This is a genomic window from Hymenobacter ginkgonis (assembly GCF_009755225.1).
Taxonomy (GTDB): domain Bacteria; phylum Bacteroidota; class Bacteroidia; order Cytophagales; family Hymenobacteraceae; genus Hymenobacter; species Hymenobacter ginkgonis.
Map to the genome: position 1 here is coordinate 755,161 of NZ_WQKZ01000001.1, position 19,080 is coordinate 774,240.

The following is a 19,080-nucleotide window of genomic DNA, read 5'->3' on the forward strand; positions in this document are numbered from 1 at the left end:
TCGTGGAGGTTAAAATCGTGGAACGTCAAAGGTGCAGCTGGTAAGGTGAAAGAAAAGGGGCTGACCTTGCATTTCCCGGTCAGCAAACCGCTTGATTTAGAACAAAGGTAAGCCAGATAAGTGCCCGGCTGCGCGCTACCTTCGCCTGCATGTCACTCGACCGATTTTCGGCGCAAGCCGCGCAGTATGCCCGCTACCGCATTGATTATCCGCCCGAACTCTACGCTTGGCTTTTGCCGCAGGTAGGGGGTAGGAGCCGCGCCTGGGACTGCGCCACCGGCAATGGCCAAGTGGCGGTCGTACTAGCCCAGTACTTCCGCGAAGTAGAAGCCACTGACCTCAGTGGTAGCCAGCTAGCCGAGGCGCCCGCCTTGCCCAATGTGCGCTACCAGGTAGCCACGGCCGAGCACACGCCCTTCCCCGACGAGCACTTCGACCTTATTACGGTGGCGCAGGCCGTGCACTGGTTCGACCTAGCCAAGTACCACGCCGAGGTGCGCCGCGTAGCGGGCCCCGGTACTGTGCTGGCCGAGTGGGGCTATGGCCTAGTCCAAACCGGCGAGCCTGCCCTGGATGCCCTGATTTTGCACTTTCACAACGAAACGGTGGGCCCGTACTGGGATGCCAACCGCTGGCACGTGCTCGATGCGTATGCGCGGCTCCAGTTTCCGTTTGCCAAGGTGCACCGGGCGTACTTCGAAGTGCGCAAAGAATGGTCGGCCGCTTGGTTCTTGGATTACTTGCGCACGTGGTCGGCAGTGGCCAATTATGGCCGCCAGCATGCCGGTGCCGATGCCGTCCTACTCGTGGCCGAGGAGCTAACCCAAAAATGGGGGGTAGGGGAGCGCACCGTAGTGTTTCCTGTTTTTGCGCGGACCGGCGTCGTTCACTAGTATTATGCAAGTCTCCCTTCCCTTTGCTGGTCTGCGGGTGCTGGAGCTGGCCTCGGTACTAGCCGGGCCCCAAGTGGGCCAGTTTTTTGCTGAGCTTGGGGCGGAGGTGCTGAAGATTGAGCCACCCGCGGGCGACGTGACGCGCACGTGGCGCGTGCCCAGCGATAACCCCGAGAGCTCTGTGTCAGCCTACTTCGCGGCGTCTAACTGGGGCAAGCAAAGCCGCGTGCTCGATTTGCGCCAGCCAGCCGACCAAGCTGCCTTGCACGCTTTGGCCGCCAGCGCCGACATCATGCTGGCCAGCTACAAGCCCGGCGACGCCGATAAGTTGGGCGTCGCCTACGAAAGCTTTCGGGCTGCCAATCCGCGTCTCATCTACGCGCACCTCACGGGCTACGGCCGCGCCAGCCAGCGCGTCGGCTACGATGCCGTGTTGCAGGCCGAAACCGGTTTTATGCACCTCAATGCCGCTAGCCCCGCCGACCCACCGCAGAAAATGCCGGTGGCACTGATTGATTTGCTGGCCGCGCACCAACTCAAGGAAGGTATTCTGACGGCGCTCTACCAGCGCGAAAAAACCGGCCAGGGCGCCCTTTTAGAAGTAAGCCTGTTCGATAGTGCCCTAGCCTCACTAGCCAACCAGGGCGCTACCTGGCTTACTACTGGCCACGACCCAGCGCCACTGGGCTCAGGCCACCCCGGCATCGTGCCCTACGGCACCGTGTACCGCGCTGCAGATGGCCAGCGCCTTGTGCTAGCCGTCGGGACCGACGTGCAGTTTGGGCAGCTGTGCGCGGTGCTGCAGCGGCCACGCTGGGCCCAGGAGCCGCGCTTCGCTACCAATCCTGCGCGAGTGCGCCACCGCGAGCTGCTCGAAGAACTAGTGCGCGACCGCATTGCCGAGCTCAGTGGCGAGGGCCTGTTACACGAGTTGGCCCGGCTGGGCGTACCGGCCGGGGCGGTGCGTTCGGTGGGCCAAGCGCTTAGCCAACCGGCAGCACAGGGCATGTTGCTGCCCTCCGCTGGGGCTGCCTACCCCTATGCGGGGCTGCGAACGGTGGCCTTTCGCAGTTCTACGTGGTCGGTTGCCGGTAACCTAAGCGCTCCTCCTGAGTTGGAGGGGTAGGGGAGTGAGCCATTTCCCGCGGCGTATCTCGTCTAAAGCAACGCACAGGCAACGCTATGGCGTGCTTTACCGTTGAGTCTTTTTTTTACTCTGAATGGAATCCAACCCGCTTCTCCGCTCTGCATCGGGGCTTTTTCTTGGCCTTTTTCTGCTGTTGACCGCCCTGCCTACCCGGGCTTATTCTGTACTCAGCCATCAGGCAAGCATTGATTCTTGCTGGACACCGTGCCTGCGCCCGGCCCTAGAACGGCGCTTTCCGGGGGCTACCCCCGACGAATTGCGTGAGGCCAAGGCCTATGCCTACGGGGGCTCCATCATTCAAGACATGGGCTACTATCCTTTCGGCTCGCCATTGTTTACCAACTTAACGCACTATGTGCGCTCGGGTGATTTTGTGGAAAACCTGCTGAAAGAAGCGCATGACCGTAACGAATACGCCTTTGCCTTAGGCGCTCTAGCGCATTACGCCGCCGATATCTACGGGCACGAAATGGGTATTAATAAGTCGGTGCCGCTGCTATTTCCCAAGCTTGCCGCCGAGTACGGCCCGGTAGTTACCTACGAGCAAGACCCCGTGGCCCACGGCCGCACCGAGTTTGCCTTCGACGTGACGCAGCTAGCTGCGGGGCGCTATCGTAGCGCCGACTACCACAATTTCATTGGTTTTAAAGTAAGCAAAGAGTCGCTGGAGCGGGCTTTTGCGCGCACCTATGGCCTCGAACTAAAGGATATTATCTTCAACGTCGACTTAGCGCTGGGTTCGTACCGCTTTGCCGTACGCAACCTGATTCCGCTGGCTAGCCGCGCCGCTTGGCGGGCCAATCGGCACGAGCTGCGCCGCGTTAATAAGCGCATTCGCCGCCGGGACTATGTCTATAAACAGAGCAAAGCCAAGTACGAGCAAGAATACGGAGAGCACTATGAGCGGCCGGAATTTGGGGCGCGCATAGTGGCCGGCATCATTCAAATATTGCCCAAGGTGGGGCCGCTCCGCAACCTGCGGTTTATCGCGCCTACGCCCGAATCTCAGCGTTTATTTCGGGAGAGCTTCCACCAAACGGTGCTCACCTACAACAGGTTTCTGAACGACCAAACTGCCACGATAGGCCAAGCACCCCAACTATCAAACACCGATTTCGATACCGGCCACCCCACTAAAATAGGCGAATACGCCCTGGCCGACCGTACGTATGGCGAGTGGGTACGCGACTTGGACAAGGCCGACTTTAAAAGCGTGACGGCGCCCATGCAACGCAACATTTTAGCGTTCTTCGCAAACCCGCCCAAGGAGCCGCTCGACAAGGAGGAGCAGGAAAAAGACAACCGCCTCAAGACCGAAGAGGCCCTGAAGCGGTTGCAAAGTCTACGACTACCCGAGGGCAAATAAGTGGGCTAGTTATCTTCACCCCTACCCCCTAAGCCGGGCGGTGGGGTGCCCTGCGTACCGCGCACAGTGGGAATGCCCATTTTCTCTTCCCGCTTTTGCTGGTAGCGCGTAAACTGCGCGGGCGTTAGCACATCCTTGAGCTGCTCGAGGCGAGCTAGCCCAACCTCTTCGATGCGACTACGCAACGTGCCGGGTTCCTGGCGGTAGCGCACGCGGGCAGCCTCCACATTGCGCACGGAGCCACTATTGATAGCGCGGACTTTTTCGGTTTGGGCGGGGGTTAGGCTAAGGGCCTGCGCCATATTGGCGGTGAGGGCATCGGCGCGGGCTGCTACAGCGTCAGCGGCGGGGGTAGGCGCAGTTATTCCGGCTGGGCTACCTGCGCGAACGCCGACGCTTTTGCCGGCTTGCGCCAGCCCTAGAGTTGGGCTGGCTAGTAGCAGTGCCAAACACAGGGGTAGCGAAAGATTAATAGTCATAAAGTAACTAACTGAGAAGCGAAAGAAAGGGCAAAGCTACGGGGCTAACCTACAAGGGCAGGTCACTGGGCCAACAATGGACAACGCTATTTTGGTGCCGAGTTGAGCTTTTCGTTGCCTATAGAGCACAAAAAAACCGCTGACTAGCAGCGGCTTTTTTGTGCTCTAGCAGTAGCAAACGAAGGAACTACTTGATAGAGTAAACCTTGCTAGCTAGGTCTAGCTTGATAGTGTAGGTGCCGGCAGTAGCTACAGTAATGTTGCTGCCGTTCGAAACCAAGGCGCCGCCTGTGCTCGTGCTGCTGCCATAGTTCGTACCCCAATCGTTGTTGAGACGGAATTTGAAATCACCAGCGTTGAGCTTACCTACGTAGTCATACGTTTTGGTATCGCAGTTGTAAGTCAGCGCTACATCAGTATTCCAGTCTACGCCTGCGGGGCCAATGATTGACCATTTGTCGCTGTTTGGAGCTACGCATACTTTGTAAGCGGTGGCCGTTAGGGCAACAGTTGGCGAAACCAACGGGGAGTTGGTAGCATAGCTCGCATTAATTCGCGACTCGAGGGCAGTAGCGGTACCGGGCGTTACGCCTAGCGTGATAAGGCTGGCGTTCAGGTCGCCTACGGTCACGGCGGTAGTTGGGCCGGCACCAGCAGCAATAGTTACTGGGCTAGCGAAGTTGTTGCCCTTCTTATCTAGTTGAATGTTGTAGGTAACGGCGGGGGTATACGAGTGTTCTGCCCCAGTCCAAGCGAAGGAAGTAACGGGCGTCCAGGTATAGGTGATAGCCGTTTGAGCGCTGTTAGCTTGCGACAGCACTACCGTATTGGTAGAAGCAGCTAGCGTCGGCGCGTTGCTAGGCGTAAGTGTGGCCCGGACTTCGTCCTTTTTACAGGCAGTGAGACTTAGCGCGGCGAGCGCGCATAAGCTGAGTCCTTGGGTAAGCCAATTTTTCATGGGTAATGAAGGAGAAGGGGGTGGGAAACTGTCTAAAAATATTTCCCCGGCCAACAGGCGTCTTTAACAAAAAGTGCCGCCCTATCGCGTTAGCCGGGGAAATAAATAATATGCTTAGTAACCAGTGTTTTGCACCAGGTTAGGGTTCACGCTAAGGTCAGAAGAGGGCAGCGGGAACAGGTTGCGGTAATCGGGCACGCTAGTACCAGCGGCTACCCCCCCTTTCCAAGGCCAGAGGTAAGTGGCCGTGGTGAAGCGGTTGTAGCGAATAAGGTCGGTGCGCCGAGTAGCTTCCCAGAACAGTTCGCGTGAACGCTCGCTGAGCAGGAAGTCCGTGGTGAGCTGAGCCGCCGTGATATTGCCCGCCGCAGTGTTGTTGAAGGCACGCCGACGCACAATGTTAACGTAAGTCAAAGCCAGGCCAGTGTCGCCACCACCCCGTACCGCAGCCTCCGCATACATAAGGTACGCATCAGCCAGACGGAATATGGGGAAGTCGGTATCAACAAACGTAGGGTCGGTGCCGGCTACCCCCGTCGAGGTCACGTTCTTGAATTTAATCGGCACGTAGCCGTATTTGAAGTCCGTCTGCGACGTGATTTCGAGGGTTTGCCCAGCAGCCTGGAACTTGCCCCGGCTGTCAGCAGCCGTGTCCGCGAATTGCTGAAACAGGTTCTTGGTAGTGCGGATACCACCCCAGCCACCATTGATACCGTACTTAGCGGGGTTCCAGTTAGCATCAGAAGTGCCAGAAACCGCAGCGTGGGTCAGGAAAGTAGTGCCGCCGTAGGTCTGGGTTACTTTGCCATCAAACACAATCGGGAAAATGATTTCCGGCTTGCCCGTAGCATCAACAGCCTTGGTGTTGTTGTCGGCACGGAACAGGTTCGTGTATTTTGCCGACAGCCCAAAGGCGTTCGAATCAATTACTTTCTTAGCGTAGGTAGCGCATTCGGTGTAGTGCGCCGTGCCCGTGTAGGTTTGGGCATTGAGGTAGAGGCGGGCAAGCAGCATCCAGGCGGCAGCTTTATCGGCGCGGCCATACTGGTTTTGTGCCGGTGCTACCAAGTCGGTATCAATAGCTTTTAACTCCGACTCGATGTAGGCATACAGGTCAGCTCGCTTGATTTGCTTAGGGGGGGTAGTACCACCTATCTGGTCGGTTTCCGTGGCGAAAGGCACGTTGCCGTACAGGTCCATAGCGTGGTAGTAAGCCAGCGCACGCAGGAAACGCACTTCAGCCCGCAAGGCTTTCACGTTGGTTTGCTCAGCACCGCTGAGGCCACGGCTGGCCAACTTAGCATCGGTAGCTTCGGCCAAGAAGCCGTTGCAGACAGTTATCTCGTAAAGAATACGGCTGTAAAGACCCTGAATCAGCACGCCGTTCGACGTCCAGTTCATGTTGTGAAAGTCTTGGACACCCGGGTCATTCCAAGCGATAACCCCTTCATCGGTGGTCAGTTCCTCGGCGCTCCAAAACTGGCGGATGTAGTCGGAAGTGCCCTGGTCAATACCCAGGATATCACCGGTAGCAGCATCAGCCCCATTGGGGCCGGTTACGGCAAAGCCGCTGTAGGCTTTTGCTGCGACGGCCTGGTAGCCCGCAAAGTTTTTATATACGGCATCCGCCGTCAGGTCGTAGGTAGGGGTACGGTCCAGGTCCTTGGTGCAAGACGGAGCCACTACCAGCGTTGCGGCGGAAAGCCCAGCCAGCGTCGCACTCTTGAGGATAATACGGTTCATATATGGGTGGGAATATTAAAGGCTCAGGTTTAGACCAATCGTGTACGTGCGCGGACGGGGGTACACGTTGTTGTCGATACCATTCGGGATTTCTGGGTCGAGGCCCGTGTATTTGGTGATAACAAACACGTTTTGAACAGCTGCAGTAACACGAAGATTCCCCTTGGCGTTGAAGACTTTACCCACATTGTATCCAATAGTGGCGTTATCCATACGCAGGAAGGAGGCATTCTGGATGTAGTAGTCCGAAGCGTATTTATTCTGGCTGTTCAGCAAGAAGCCAGTGTTGCGCGCATCCTGAGCTACGTTGCTCAAGAAATTGGTCGAGCCATTGATACCATTATAGGTGCCAAGGTTTGAGTTGATGTTGTTATACACGTAGTTACCGAGGTTGCTACGCAGTGCAAACGACGCGAATACGTGCTTGTAGTTCAGGTTTGAGCTGAAGCCCAAGAGCACGGGCGGTGCGGCCTGCTTGTAGAGGTAGCGGTCGTTGTCATCGATTTTGCCGTCGCCGTTGCGGTCAACATACACATCGTTGAGGGGCTTGCCGTCGGTGCCATACACTTGCTGGAACACATAGTAAGCCGTTGAAGGCGAACCAACTTGGTAGTTAAACAGCTGCGTGCCCGTGCCGCCCGATACCGTACCACCGTTGTTGTTGCGGATACCGGTGAAATCGGCCGTTTGTGGCCCCAGCGACGTGATTTTGTTCACGTTGTAGGTGGCGTTGGCATTAATCGTCCAGTCCAGACCTTCGGTCTTAACCAACACGGCATTCATGTTGAGTTCGATACCACGGTTTTCGAGCGAACCTACGTTCGACACCAATTGGTTGGTGAAGTTGATGAGGCCAGCAACTGGAATAACAGCCAACAGGTCTTTGGTTTTGCGGTAGTACACATCAACCGAGGCATTGAGGCGGCCATCGAGGAAGCCAAAATCCAAGCCAGCATTGTAGGTAGAGGTTTGCTCCCACTTCAGGTTGCTGTTGAAGCCCAGCGGTGAGTAGGGCTGAATTGGAACACCACCAAACAGGTACTGCGAAGTCAATACGTTCAAGCTATAACGCTGAATGTAAGGGTAGTCGCCGGCTGCACCAGCCACGTCCTGCTGACCCGTGATACCAAAGCCCAAACGCAATTTCAATTCCGAGAAAGCCTTGCTGTTTTTCAGGAAGCTCTCATCCTTGAGGCGCCAAGCGAACGAGCCGGCCGGGAATAAGGCGTTGCGGTTGTTGGGGTTGAAGCGTGACGAAGCATCGTTACGTAGCGTACCCGTGAACACGTAGCGGTTGTTGAGGGTCAGGTTAGCCCGGCCGTAGTACGACAGAATAGTGTATTGCGTGCGGAATGGGTTAATGTTGGCCCGGCGGAAAGTAACGGTGTCGGGCGAACCACCCAGGTAGGTAGCGTAAGAAGGCTCTACCCGAATGAAATCCTGGTAAGAGTAACCAGCCAGCAATTCCAGGCGGCTAGTTTCGCTTAGGTTTTTCGAGTAGTTGAGGTAGAATTCGAGCAGTTTGTTGTCGCGCTGCTGCGAGTAGCGGGTAGAAGAGCCACCCTGCGTGCCAACTGTAGCCGAATTGATGAATAGCGGCGTGTTGAAGTACGTGCCGGCCGAGGATACATCGTTGAACGTAGTACCGTTGCCACGCGTCACGTCGTAGCCCAGGTTCAGGTTGGCGTGCAAGTCAGGTAGGAAGTGCAGCTTGTAATCGAGCTGAATGTTGCCAATACTACGCTTCACCGTGCTGCGGTCGCGGCGCAGGTTGAGGGTAGCAAGCGGGTTGCGGGGCACGTTTTGCTGAGGCGTACCATTGCCTTGCAGGTACTCGAAGTAGCCGCCGTAGTTATTGTTGCCGCTTACGGTGGGCTGGGTAGGGTCGAAGGCAGCGGCGGCGCCGATAGCGCCGTTATCAGCGAAGTTGTTGTCAATCCAAGTACCCTTCACGTTCATATTCACGCGTAGGTGGTTGTCAAACAGCACTGGCGTCAGGCTGATAGAACCCGTATTACGGATAAGGCGGTTGGTAATCAGGATGCCTTGTTGGTCAAGGTTGCCGATAGATGCCCGGAAAGGGAGCTTGCCTACTGCACCTGCCACGCTCACGTTGTTGTCGTACGTCATGGCATTGCGGAAAATCTCGTTCTGCCAGTTCGTATTAGCCGTGCCCAGTAGCCGAGCTTGGTTTGGGGCTACTGCTTGCACGGTAGCGCGGAATTCGTCGGCCGACAGCACTGGCACCGCATTGTAGCGGCGTGACAGCGAGGTATTCGAAATTACGTTCACCGTCAGCGCCTCGCCAATCAAGCCTTTTTTGGTGGTAATAAGGATAACGCCGTTCGAAGCGCGCGAGCCGTAAATGGCCGTAGCCGAAGCGTCCTTCAGTACCGTAAAAGTCTCAATATCATTGGGGTTGATAAGGCTTAGCGGGTTTGATACGCCGCTAGGGTTAGAGTTATCTACCGGCACACCGTCAATAACGATGAGCGGGTCGTTGCTGGCGTTGAGCGACGAGCCACCGCGAATACGGATGGTTGTAGCTGAACCAGGAGCACCGCCACCAGTCGAAATCTGCACACCGGCTACCTTACCCTGTACAAGTTGCTCAGGGTTAGTAATTTGGCCCTGCACAAATTCTTTGGCCGACACCGTAGTCAGGGCGCCAGTTACGTCTTGGCGGCGCTGGGTGCCATAGCCAACTACTACCGCTTCGCTCAGAGCAGTAGCGTTTTCGGCTAATGCTTGCGCTGGAATAGCAGTATTACGGCCTGCAACTACTGTAACGGGCTGGCGAACGGTAGTATAGCCAACAAAGGAAATAACTACCGTATGTGGCCCGGCTGGTACACCACTAATGTTGTAAGTACCATCCACGTTGGTCGAGCTGCCTAGCGTGCTGCCTTCAATCAGCACCGTAACGCCAGGAATACCCTCATTTTTGTTGTCAGTCACGCGGCCGCTGACTGTACCAGTACTGGATTGTGCCCAAGCCGCTCCTAGCGAGCAGGTTAGACCAAGTAATATAAGTAGGAGAAACCGGAGCTTCGCCAAGTAGGGGTGTTTCATATACTGTGAAACGGGGTGGGGAAAAGTGAAAAAAACAGAAGCTAGAGAGAAAGTCTGTTACCCAAAAGCAGGGGCAACAAACAGGACAAAACTTATATTGATGCTACCTTTATTAAGATAATAAAAGGCTTAATTTTCCTGCAATCCAATCCGCAATCGATTGCGGAAAAGCAGCTAGCAGCATGTTCAAAAATTGTTAATATTTCATGCAAGATAACCCTGAGGGGTACAACCAAACAACTGTTAGTAAGACGAGAGCAGTATTTCGTGCGGGCTTGTCGGGCTTGGTAGGCAAGCAGCTTATATTACCTTTCACAAGGAGTGATTCTTATTACCCAGTGGGTGCTAGATTAGGTAAAATATAAATAATTAACGTGTACTATTTAATTTATTATCAAGAGACTTATTAGACAGGCGACTAGGTAGGAAAAATAGCAATAATGCTCAAGGATATTTGCTCTGAGGCAGCCTTTCTAAAAAATAGGGAATAAGCGTCTCTAATGGTTGTGATACCGCTCAGGCAGGCTGAAATAATTTCGCTTTTTTTGTACGAAGCGCATAAAAAATAGTGTGAATAGCAACAAGCACTTGGAGATTTCACCTGAAATCTCCAAGGACTCATTCATAAAGCAATGAGGTTTTAGGTTTGCTTATTTAATGCCATTATTTTGGTGCCTATTTCGAGGAGCGCTGATACTTACAGTTGCTTAGATTGCTTGCGTAAAGGGCTGACTTGCCCACTCAAGGCCCAGCATCGTACTTTTGGCTGACCTCGATTCTTTATGAAACTATTTATCTACCCCTTAGTACTCGGCTTACTGCTCGGAGTAGCTGCCACGGCCACGGCCCAAACGCGTCGGCCAGTGCCGAGCAAAGGCAAGCCGCGGCCTGGTACGAAGGCTGGGCCAATGTTTGCGGCGCCGGTTGAGTCGGCGAAGCGCGTAGAGACCTCTGCCGATGACAAGCCGCCGCTCATCATCAATAAGATAAAGCTTAAAGACCCGGTGCTGGTATACTACCAGCAAGCAGCACCTAACAATGCAGTACAACAGCTTTTGATGGACGAGAAAAGCCTGGTGCTGCTTAAAACTATGCCGCTCGAAGACCTAGTGGCTCGGCGTGAAGTCTTTATTGACGGGCTCAGCAACTACGACCCACCTAAGACTACGGTCGATGCTGATAAATACCGCTTAACCGGCGTAAGTATGCTGGCTAGCAGTGAGAAACGACATGCCGCGCCCGATGGCCGCAGCACCTACGCTCGCCTGAAAGTGCCTAGCCCTGGTGACCTGTATGTGGTGCGCGAATCGGCTGAAGAATACCGCCATTTCGTGAGTGGGCCGCAGAAAAAAGGCTCGCGTATCGATTTCGCTGTCAATGTATTGCCTGGCGTAGATTCGGTGCGGGCAGTATATACGCTGCGCAAAATGGATGCTTCAGAACACGGTGATATTATTCGCTAAACGGGGGGTAGGATGATTGTAGCCGACTTAATTGCCCAGCACGTCATCGAGGTGCACGAAGGAAATAATTGGACGGAGGTAAGTCTGGCCGCTACGCTGCACGACGTGACGCTAGCCGAGGCTACCACGCACACGGCCGCTTCGCCCAACACCATCGCGGCAATCCTGCACCACCTCACGTTTTGGAACCGGGTGATGGTGCGGCGCTCGCAAGGAATTGCGACAGATGTAGGGGAGGCTAATGGGTTCGATGTGCCTACCATACACACGGAAGCTGACTGGCATGCCCTGCAAGCCGACAACCGCGCGTCAGCCTACGAACTGGCAGCGGCCATCCGAGCTGTGCGCGAAGACCACTTGTCCGAACCTATCATGCCTGGCTATTCTTCCGCCTATAAAAACCTGCAAGGCAGCGTCGAGCATATTCATTATCACTTGGGCCAGGTGGTGATTTTGAAAAACCTAGTGCGGCACAGCCCCACGCTATGAAGCGTTACTCCCTACTGCTGAGCCTACTCTCAATGCTGGCATCAGTGGCCGCAGCCCAAACTACGCTGCGTGTGCAGCCAGTACCTGCTACTACGCCCACCGACCAGCTTATCTACCTAGCCGGCTCCTTCAACGCGTGGCAGCCAGCTGCCCCTGGCTATGCCTTCAGTCGGCAGGCCGATGGGAGCTACCAACTTGTATTGCCCGCCACAGTGCGCGGCCCACAAGAGTTTAAGCTGACGCGGGGTTCCTGGGCTACTGCCGAGGCCGATGCGCACTTCGCAGCCATTGCTAACCGCTATGCCGACTTTGGCGCGGGCCCGGCCACGCTTACGCTACGTGTAGCGAACTGGCAAGACCAGCGCCCGGGTGGCAGCCTGCCTACCCCCCCTGCTAAGGCGCACACCTATGCGGCCAACGTGCAAATTCTTGCCGATTCATTTCGATTACCGCAACTGGCGGGCCGCGCTCGCCGCGTGTGGCTCTACTTGCCGCCCGGCTACGCTAGCCAGCACCAGCGCCGCTACCCGGTGCTATACCTGCAAGATGGCCAAAATGTGTTTGATAATGCCACGGCCTACTCGGGTGAGTGGGGCGTCGATGAGACGCTTAACCAGCTGAATGCAACTGGCCAGCAAGGCGCAGCCTGCATTGTAGTGGCCGTTGACAACGGAGGCGAGCGCCGCCTGGATGAATACTCTCCCTGGCAAAATGCCGAGTTGAAAAAGGGGGGCGAAGGCGACCGCTATACCGACTTTTTGGCCCGCACGCTCAAGCCTTACATTGATGCCCACTACCGCACTCGCCCCGATGCGGCGCATACAGCCATTGCGGGCTCTAGCATGGGAGGGCTGATTGCGCTGTACGCCGGCCTGAAGTATCCGCTAGTTTTTGGGCGGGTAGGGGTGTTTTCGCCAGCCGTCTGGTTTGCCAAAGATTCGCTGCTCCGCTACGAGCGCCGCCACCAGCCCGCACTTATTAGCAGTCGCTTCTATTTTGTGGCCGGCCCCAAGGAAAGCGAAACCATGGTGCCTTTGATGAATGAGGCGCGCAACGCATTGCTAACTAGCGGCGTGGCTCCTGCGCATATTGCGTTTAAAACGCCGGCCGATGGCCAGCACGCCGAATGGTTTTGGCGGCGCGAGTTTGGGCCGGCCTACCGCTGGCTACTGGCCGAGTGAGTTGAGTAGGGCAGCGGCTACCAAATTATTTTTTTGCGGCACGTCAAGTTTTTTCTTGCGAATATGAACAGCGCCTGTATATTTGCCACCGTATGAACCGCCAGCTTCACGTCATTATGTGCCTGAATAACCGCCCCAAACAGGGAGTCGGAATCGGGCTCTATGGCCAGCTGCCACGGGTACTCAGCAACTAATAATGCTACCACCCCGCTCACTCAGCTAAGCTTTTAAGCCCGATTCCAGGTCAACTGGAATCGGGCTTTTTTTTGATATTTTATCCTACCCCCGCCATGACGCTTCACCTGCTCGCTCGCCCTCACCACCCTGCTGCGCCCGCCTCGGGTACCATCTGGAAGATGCTGTTCGACCGCCAAGTGGCGCTATTGCACCGCTGGGCTCGCCCCGAGTTTGGGCGGGCGCTGGCCGACTTGGGTTTGCGCCGCGATACGTTGCCCAACCTGAGCGCCCTGAGCCAGCTCATCCGCCAGCGCACGGGCTGGACGCTGCTCGTGACGGGTGCGCCCGTGGCGGAGGCCGTGTACTACGCCGCCCTAGCCCGGCGCGAGCTGCCAGTAGTGTCGCGGCTGCGCACGTTCAGCGAATTTGACCAGCCGCCGGGTGGCCCCGACTTGTTTGCCGATGTATTTGGCCGGCTGCCGATGCTGCTCGAAGCTGGCTACGGCGATGCCTTGCAGGCGCTAGGCCAAGCTTGGGAACTGGCTACTACCCCCGCCGCTGCCACGCTGCTGCGCCGGTTTAGTCGTGCTACGTTCGAACTGGGTATGCTGGCGCCAGCCGGTGGCCGGCCCCAGTTCTACGGCGCAACGCTGCTCACCTCGCCCCGGTATTTGCATGCCGTGGCCGCGGCAGATGCTACGCAGTTTCAGCCCCTAGCGGGCGCCGCGCGGCAGCTGAGCTTGGCTACCTCGCCGGTTGCCAGTTTGGCTGCGGGCCCGCCGCCCTACCTAGTAGCCGCAAGTTGGACTGAACTGGCAGCCGAAATCCAGCTGCTCCGGGTAGAATTGGAAAAAGCTCAGCGGCCCGAAATTGGCAGCCGGCTAGTAGCGCCTGCCAGGGTTGATGGCCGGGCGCATGCGTTCGCGGCGCGCCTGTCGGGCCTGCGGCAAGTGGGGTAAGCTATTGGGGGTAGGGTGGCTAGGCAGTGGCCCTACCCCCTATAGTTTCTAGTAGCTCCAACCCAGCCGGCGGTACACGAAGTGCAACAGCCAGAGTGGCCCGACTAACAAGAATTGCAGGTCTTTCAGGAAGCTGGGTTTTTTGCCCTCCACCTTATGGCCCCAAAACTGGCCCACCCAAGCTAGCGCGAAAATGAGCAGGCACACGCCCCAAAGCGGCAAGCCAGCCAAGCCATCGACTAGGCGCAGGCCTACGGCCAGCACCAACCACACCAACACCATGCCCAAGGCCAGCCGCCCGCTCAACCGTACGTAGTAGAGCAGCGCGGCTGCCATTACCAAGGTTGCCCAGTTGAGCCAGGGGCCAGCTAGTGCCGCCACAGTCGCCGGTACTGGAATACTCCACAGCAGCCCCAGGAGCGAAAACATAATGAGCGGTACGCACACCCAATGCACCAATTTATTGGTAGGATTCTGGTGGCTTTCGCCGTACTCAGCTAGTAGGAGGGGTAGGGCAGTCATGGGTGGGAAAGGAAAAGATTGGGTCTTAAAACTACGTAAAAAAGCCCGCTTCCTACGAAGCGGGCTTTTTGTTATGGGTTAGTAGTCAGTGCCTAGTGTCGCTCAAGATACTAAGCCAGATTACTAAGTTATTCTGCCCATTAAGCGCTGACCAATCAGGCCTTTAGGCGAGCTTTTAGGTAGGTTAGGGCGCGTTGGTGGGCATCAGCGGCCAGCTCTTTATTGTATTTGGGGTTGGAAGGATTGGCAAACGCGTGGTCGGCGGGGTATTCCTTTACCGTCGTCTTTTTGCCAGCAGCGGCCATATCCTTTTCAAACTGTTTCACCACCTCGGGGCTAATCCATTTATCCTGGTCAGCAAAGAGGCCCAGCACGTCCGAGTTCAGCGTTTTGAGCTTAGCCACGTCTTTTTCGGGCATGCCGTAATACATTACGCAGCCCACGGTTTGCTTGCCGCCGAGCAGCGCGCTTTGCAGGCTCCAGCCGCCGCCGAAGCACCAGCCCACCGAGGCAAACTGCGCTTTGGGTCCCGCGTATAGTTGTGCGCCCTTGATGATAGCCGCCGCGCGCTCAGTTTTTACGCCTTGCATCAGCTTGCCAGCTTCCTCGGGGGTAGTGGCCACCTGGCCGTCGTAGAGGTCGAGGGCGATAACATTTACGCCGGGCATTTCCTGGGCGTACGTGGCAGCTTCCTTCTTAATGTAGTCGTTCAGGCCCCACCACTCGTGGATGACGAACAGGTATTTAGTGCTCGGCTTGGCACTCTTGATTTCAAAGCCGTGGCCGGTTTGGCCATCGGTAGTTTTGAAGGTTATCAGCTGGCCCTCACCCGCATAGGAGTAGGGTAGGGGAGCATCGTGGCCACCCGAAAAATCCTTGTCAGTGGCTAGCATGGCGAAGGCTTCGGTGGCGCTGGCCGTGGCTGGGCGGGCACAGCAGCTGAGCACGGTGGCCGTAGGGGCTTGGGCGGCTGCGGTACCCAGCGAGAAAGCTGCCGCCAGTAGCAGGAGTAGTTTTTTCATATTCGATTAAGCGTGAAAAGAAAATGGTCAGTTGAGGTGGTAGCCTAACCAACCATTTCCGCAGAGGTTTGAAAGCAACGGCGCAACTTGCCTAGCAGCGCCTACCCTTTGTATTTGGTGCGTACTACTGCGCCCAGCTCGGTTAGCAGCGAAAACAGCCCTACGTACGTGCGGTTGAGGTACACAAAGTGGGCTGAGCCCCGCGGTTCGCGTTGTTGGCGCAGGTCGGCATCCTGCATCAGGTCGTCGCCGAGGGCGTATAGGCTTTTGAGGTAAGTGGGGTCGCCAAAGTCGAAAGTTTCCTGGCGGAATGGCTGGCCTACCAGCGTTAGCGATTGCGTGAGTGTGCGCAGATACATGCTGCGCAATGCCGGCGAATCGGTGGGGCGCAGTACGCCGGCTTCGGTAAGCAGGTCGGCGAGGCGGGTAGGGTCGGCGAGCGTTTCGGGAGCCAGCAAGGCTAGGAATTGCTGCTGCTCCAGGGCCGGTACGTCTTTCACGCAGCCAAAATCGAGCACGCCTACCGTGCCCCCGTCGGTGAGGCTGAACAAGAAATTGCCGGGGTGCGGGTCGGCGTGCAGCTGGCGCAACTCACGCAGTTGGTATTGGTAAAAATCCCAGAGCGCCTGGCCCAGCTGGTTGCGCACTTCCGCCGTGGGGTTTTCGGCCAGAAATTCCTGCATGTGCTGGCCGGGCAGCCAGTCCATAGCCAAGATGCGGGCGGCCGATAAGGCGGGGTAGTACGTCGGAAATTGTAGGTGGGGCAGGTGGCCGCACTTGGCTGCTACGGCTTGGCCGCGGCTCAGTTCTAGCTTATAATCAGTTTCTTCGAGTAAGCGCGCTTCTACTTCGGCCAGGTAGGGGCGGAGCGTTTCTTCCTTTAGGCCCATGATGCGCAGCGCCACCGGTTTCACCATCGCAATGTCGGACCGGATACTGGCGCCTACCCCTGGGTATTGCACTTTCACCGCCAGATTCTTACCGTTTTTGCGGGCAAAATGCACCTGCCCAATGCTCGCCGCCTGCCGGGCGTTAAGGTCAAATTCCTCAAATATTTCGCTCGGCGAATGCCCAAATGCATCGCGAAAAGCCTTGACTACCAGCGGCCCCGACAACGGAGGCGTTTGGTACTGGGCCTGCCGAAACTGCTCGGCATAAGCGGGGGGTAGGAGGTTTTTCTCCATGGCCAGCATCTGAGCCACTTTGAGCACCGAGCCTTTCATTTCGCTGAGCGTACCGTATAGTTCGGCAGCGTTAGCCTGGTGCAAGTCGGCAGTGGGCGAGTCGGCCCCAACGGCTTTTTTGGCGTAGTGCTGCACGTAGTTGGCGCCTACTTTCAAGCCGGTTTTAGCGAAGCGGGCAGCGCGAGCTACTTTAGAAGTCGGCAGCGACTCCTGGGGTTGGTCGGACATAAATAGGAGGGGTAGGGCTTATTAATTTATAATAAAAAGGCCGTCATGCTGAGGCTGCCGAAGTAGCTCTACCGCTTCACCTAACGATGCGGTAGAGCTACTTCAGCAACCTCAGCATGACGGCTTTTTGATAGGCTTACGAGTGCTTGTGCAGCAAAAACCGACCGAAATCAAGGGCCGAGTCAAACGTGTTGCGGCCTACTAAGTCGAAGCTCAACGTCACGGCTTTTTCCACGGCTGCGTCGGTGCGCTCGAAATTAGCCGACTCGTCGCGGACGAAAAACAGCAGAATGAATTGCAGCTGGCGCAGGAAAATGCGTCCGTAGCCATCCTGTAAAAAGGGCCGGCTGGCTACCTCGCCGGTGGCTCGGCCCTCGTGCAACAGCTCCTGCACAAAACCTTTAAATTCAGACTCAAACTGGTTCAGTACTTTAGGTACCAACGCGGGCTGGCGCCGCTGCGAGCGGCCTAGCGTGAGCAGCACGAAGCTGCGGTTGTTCTTAAGAATTTCGAGTAGCGTGTAGTAAAACGCCAGCAGCTTTTCGCGGGCGCCGTAGCCCTGCCACGCAGGCTCTTGCGCAGCTTGGTCGCGGGCTTCGCGGCCAAAATCGGCCCAGGTTTCGCGGTCGATAACGGCGAACGAGGCGTAGTGGCGATAAAACTCGCCCTCCGTAATGCCCTGCGCATCGGCGAAGGCAAAAACGGTTTTGGGTGCGTGGCCGTGGCGGCGCAAATAGTCGAGGTAAGCGGACTTTAGCAGGGTAGGCTCCATGGGAGTATAACCGCGACGGGGAAGCGGGAGTTTAAAAAAGACGTCCTAGAATGGAGAATTGCTAATTTCTGGTCGGCTTATTAGTAATTCTTTATTCTAGGCCGTCTTTTTTAAGCGTTTCGCCCCTTTCGAATAAGGTCGATGGCTCGCTCACGGCCAAACTTGTGGTCTACTATCGGTGCCGGGTATTTCGCAGTGCCAAACTCGGGTACCCACTGCTTGACGTACTTATACTCCGGGTCGTATTGCTTCTGCTGGCTATCGGGGCTATACACCCGAAACCAAGGCGCGGCTACGACACCGGTACCCGCCATCCACTGCCAGTTGCCGATGTTGTTGCTCATGTCGTAGTCGATGAGCTTTTCGGAGAAATAATGCTCGCCCAGGGTCCAGTCCATAAATAGCTGCTTTACCAGGAAGCCCGCCGCCGCAATGCGCGCCCGGTTGTGCATATAGCCGTTTTCGTTGAGCTGGCGCATGCCGGCATCCACCAGGGGGTAGCCGGTGCGGCCCTCGCACCAAGCCCGGTACTGCTCGGGGTCGTTGCGGTAAGGCAAGTGGCGCATTTTAGGGTCGTAAGCTTCGTACGACGTATTGGGGTAGTGCCAGAGCAGCATCATAAAGAAGTCGCGCCATATCATCTCATTCAAGAGCTTGACATTCAGCTCCTGCGCCTGGTGCATCAGCTGGCGAATGCTGATAGTGCCAAAGCGCAGGTGCACCGAGCGGTGCGTGGTGCCCCGGTTATCGGCCGGAAAGTCGCGGGTTTTGTCGTAGTGCTTCACTACGTCGGCATCGGGGAGGCGGGCCGGCGGCGTGGGCTGCTCGTGCCGCTCAAAGCCTAGTTCTTTAAGGGTGGGCCGCCTGGCGTCGGCGGGGTGGGGTAGGGCCAGGTTTTCTTTTTTAAACAGCCGCTGCGACGGATGGGGCGCAAAATCTTCGGGCTTTACTTTGGCCTGCCACGCCTTAGAATACGCGCCAAAAACCCTCGACGGCTTGCCATTTTTAGTCAATACTTCATTTTTGGCGAAAATAACCTGGTCTTTGAAGGCCTTGAATTCTACGCCACTTTTCTCGCACAGCTCCCCGATGGCCGTATCGCGTTCGGTGGCGTAGGGTTCGTAGTCTTCGTTGGTATACACGGCTGCCACGTCGTAGTCCTTCAACAACTGTTTGAATACGGCGGGCACTTTGCCATAGCGGGCCAATAGCCCACCGCCGGCCTCGTGCGCCTCCTTAGCAAGGCGCTCTACTTGGTCGAAAATGAAGGTGAGGCGCGCGTCCTGCTTCGCCAGTTTTTCGAGAATCGTCTGGTCGTAGATGAACAGCGGCAGCACCGGATGGCCACTTTTTAGCGCGGCGGCCAAGCCCGCATTGTCTTGAAAGCGTAAGTCGCGCCGGTGCCAGAAAAGCGTGATTTTCATA

16 protein-coding genes are annotated in these 19,080 nt (G+C 56.5%); 7 read left to right on the forward strand and 9 right to left on the reverse strand.

What is annotated here, in order from left to right; genetic code table 11:
* The first annotated feature begins 149 nt into the window (after nt 1–149).
* The 3 genes from GO988_RS02935 (at nt 150) to GO988_RS02945 (ending at nt 3,406) form a co-directional block, all read left to right on the forward strand.
* Nucleotides 150–893, forward strand: coding sequence for a class I SAM-dependent methyltransferase (locus GO988_RS02935; protein ID WP_157562025.1), 744 nt, complete (start codon nt 150–152; stop codon nt 891–893).
* A 4-nt stretch (nt 894–897) separates the two neighbouring features.
* On the forward strand, nt 898–2,019 hold the full coding sequence (locus tag GO988_RS02940; RefSeq protein WP_232341346.1) for a CaiB/BaiF CoA transferase family protein: 1,122 nt from the start codon (nt 898–900) through the stop codon (nt 2,017–2,019).
* Between the two features lie 154 nt (nt 2,020–2,173).
* A complete protein-coding gene (locus GO988_RS02945) occupies nt 2,174–3,406 on the forward strand; it encodes a zinc dependent phospholipase C family protein (RefSeq protein ID WP_198172485.1) in 1,233 nt (410 codons plus the stop codon).
* Between the two features lie 5 nt (nt 3,407–3,411).
* Here GO988_RS02945 and GO988_RS02950 read toward each other — a convergent pair whose 3' ends face one another.
* From GO988_RS02950 to GO988_RS02965, 4 genes are all read right to left on the reverse strand, one after another.
* On the reverse strand, nt 3,412–3,885 hold the full coding sequence (locus GO988_RS02950) for a hypothetical protein (RefSeq protein WP_157562027.1): 474 nt from the start codon (nt 3,883–3,885) through the stop codon (nt 3,412–3,414).
* 187 nt (nt 3,886–4,072) lie between these two features.
* Entirely contained in the window at nt 4,073–4,843 is a 771-nt protein-coding gene (locus GO988_RS02955; RefSeq protein WP_157562028.1) for a SusE domain-containing protein, read from the reverse strand.
* A 114-nt stretch (nt 4,844–4,957) separates the two neighbouring features.
* The gene (locus GO988_RS02960) at nt 4,958–6,586 is read right to left on the reverse strand and encodes a RagB/SusD family nutrient uptake outer membrane protein (protein ID WP_157562029.1); all 1,629 of its coding nucleotides are present in this window, start codon (nt 6,584–6,586) and stop codon (nt 4,958–4,960) included.
* A gap of 15 nt (nt 6,587–6,601) precedes the next feature.
* Nucleotides 6,602–9,658 (reverse strand): SusC/RagA family TonB-linked outer membrane protein, encoded by a 3,057-nt coding sequence (locus GO988_RS02965; RefSeq protein WP_157562030.1) that lies wholly within the window; start codon nt 9,656–9,658, stop codon nt 6,602–6,604.
* Nucleotides 9,659–10,440: 782 nt separating this feature from the next.
* Here GO988_RS02965 and GO988_RS02970 point away from each other — a divergent pair.
* The 4 genes from GO988_RS02970 (at nt 10,441) to GO988_RS02985 (ending at nt 13,927) form a co-directional block, all read left to right on the forward strand.
* Nucleotides 10,441–11,121 carry a hypothetical protein gene (locus GO988_RS02970; RefSeq protein WP_157562031.1) on the forward strand — a complete coding sequence of 227 codons (681 nt, stop codon included), beginning with the start codon at nt 10,441–10,443 and terminating at the stop codon, nt 11,119–11,121.
* A gap of 12 nt (nt 11,122–11,133) precedes the next feature.
* Entirely contained in the window at nt 11,134–11,610 is a 477-nt protein-coding gene (locus GO988_RS02975; RefSeq protein ID WP_157562032.1) for a DinB family protein, read from the forward strand.
* Nucleotides 11,607–12,791: an alpha/beta hydrolase gene (locus GO988_RS02980; RefSeq protein ID WP_157562033.1), complete on the forward strand. Its 1,185-nt coding sequence runs from the start codon at nt 11,607–11,609 to the stop codon at nt 12,789–12,791. Before GO988_RS02975 ends, GO988_RS02980 begins: the two co-directional genes overlap by 4 nt.
* A 290-nt stretch (nt 12,792–13,081) precedes the next feature.
* On the forward strand, nt 13,082–13,927 hold the full coding sequence (locus tag GO988_RS02985) for a hypothetical protein (protein ID WP_157562034.1): 846 nt from the start codon (nt 13,082–13,084) through the stop codon (nt 13,925–13,927).
* Nucleotides 13,928–13,975: 48 nt separating this feature from the next.
* Here GO988_RS02985 and GO988_RS02990 read toward each other — a convergent pair whose 3' ends face one another.
* The 5 genes from GO988_RS02990 to GO988_RS03010 form a co-directional block, all read right to left on the reverse strand.
* Nucleotides 13,976–14,449, reverse strand: coding sequence for an Mpo1 family 2-hydroxy fatty acid dioxygenase (locus GO988_RS02990; RefSeq protein WP_157562035.1), 474 nt, complete (start codon nt 14,447–14,449; stop codon nt 13,976–13,978).
* Nucleotides 14,450–14,604: 155 nt separating this feature from the next.
* On the reverse strand, nt 14,605–15,471 hold the full coding sequence (locus tag GO988_RS02995) for a dienelactone hydrolase family protein (protein WP_157562036.1): 867 nt from the start codon (nt 15,469–15,471) through the stop codon (nt 14,605–14,607).
* Between the two features lie 101 nt (nt 15,472–15,572).
* Nucleotides 15,573–16,883, reverse strand: a complete 1,311-nt coding sequence (locus GO988_RS03000) for an ABC1 kinase family protein (RefSeq protein ID WP_157562037.1) — start codon at nt 16,881–16,883, stop codon at nt 15,573–15,575.
* Nucleotides 16,884–17,019: 136 nt separating this feature from the next.
* A complete protein-coding gene (locus GO988_RS03005) occupies nt 17,020–17,655 on the reverse strand; it encodes a TetR family transcriptional regulator C-terminal domain-containing protein (protein WP_157562038.1) in 636 nt (211 codons plus the stop codon).
* Between the two features lie 110 nt (nt 17,656–17,765).
* Nucleotides 17,766–19,079, reverse strand: a complete 1,314-nt coding sequence (locus tag GO988_RS03010) for a cryptochrome/photolyase family protein (protein WP_157562039.1) — start codon at nt 19,077–19,079, stop codon at nt 17,766–17,768.
* Between the last annotated feature and the right edge of the window lies 1 nt (nt 19,080).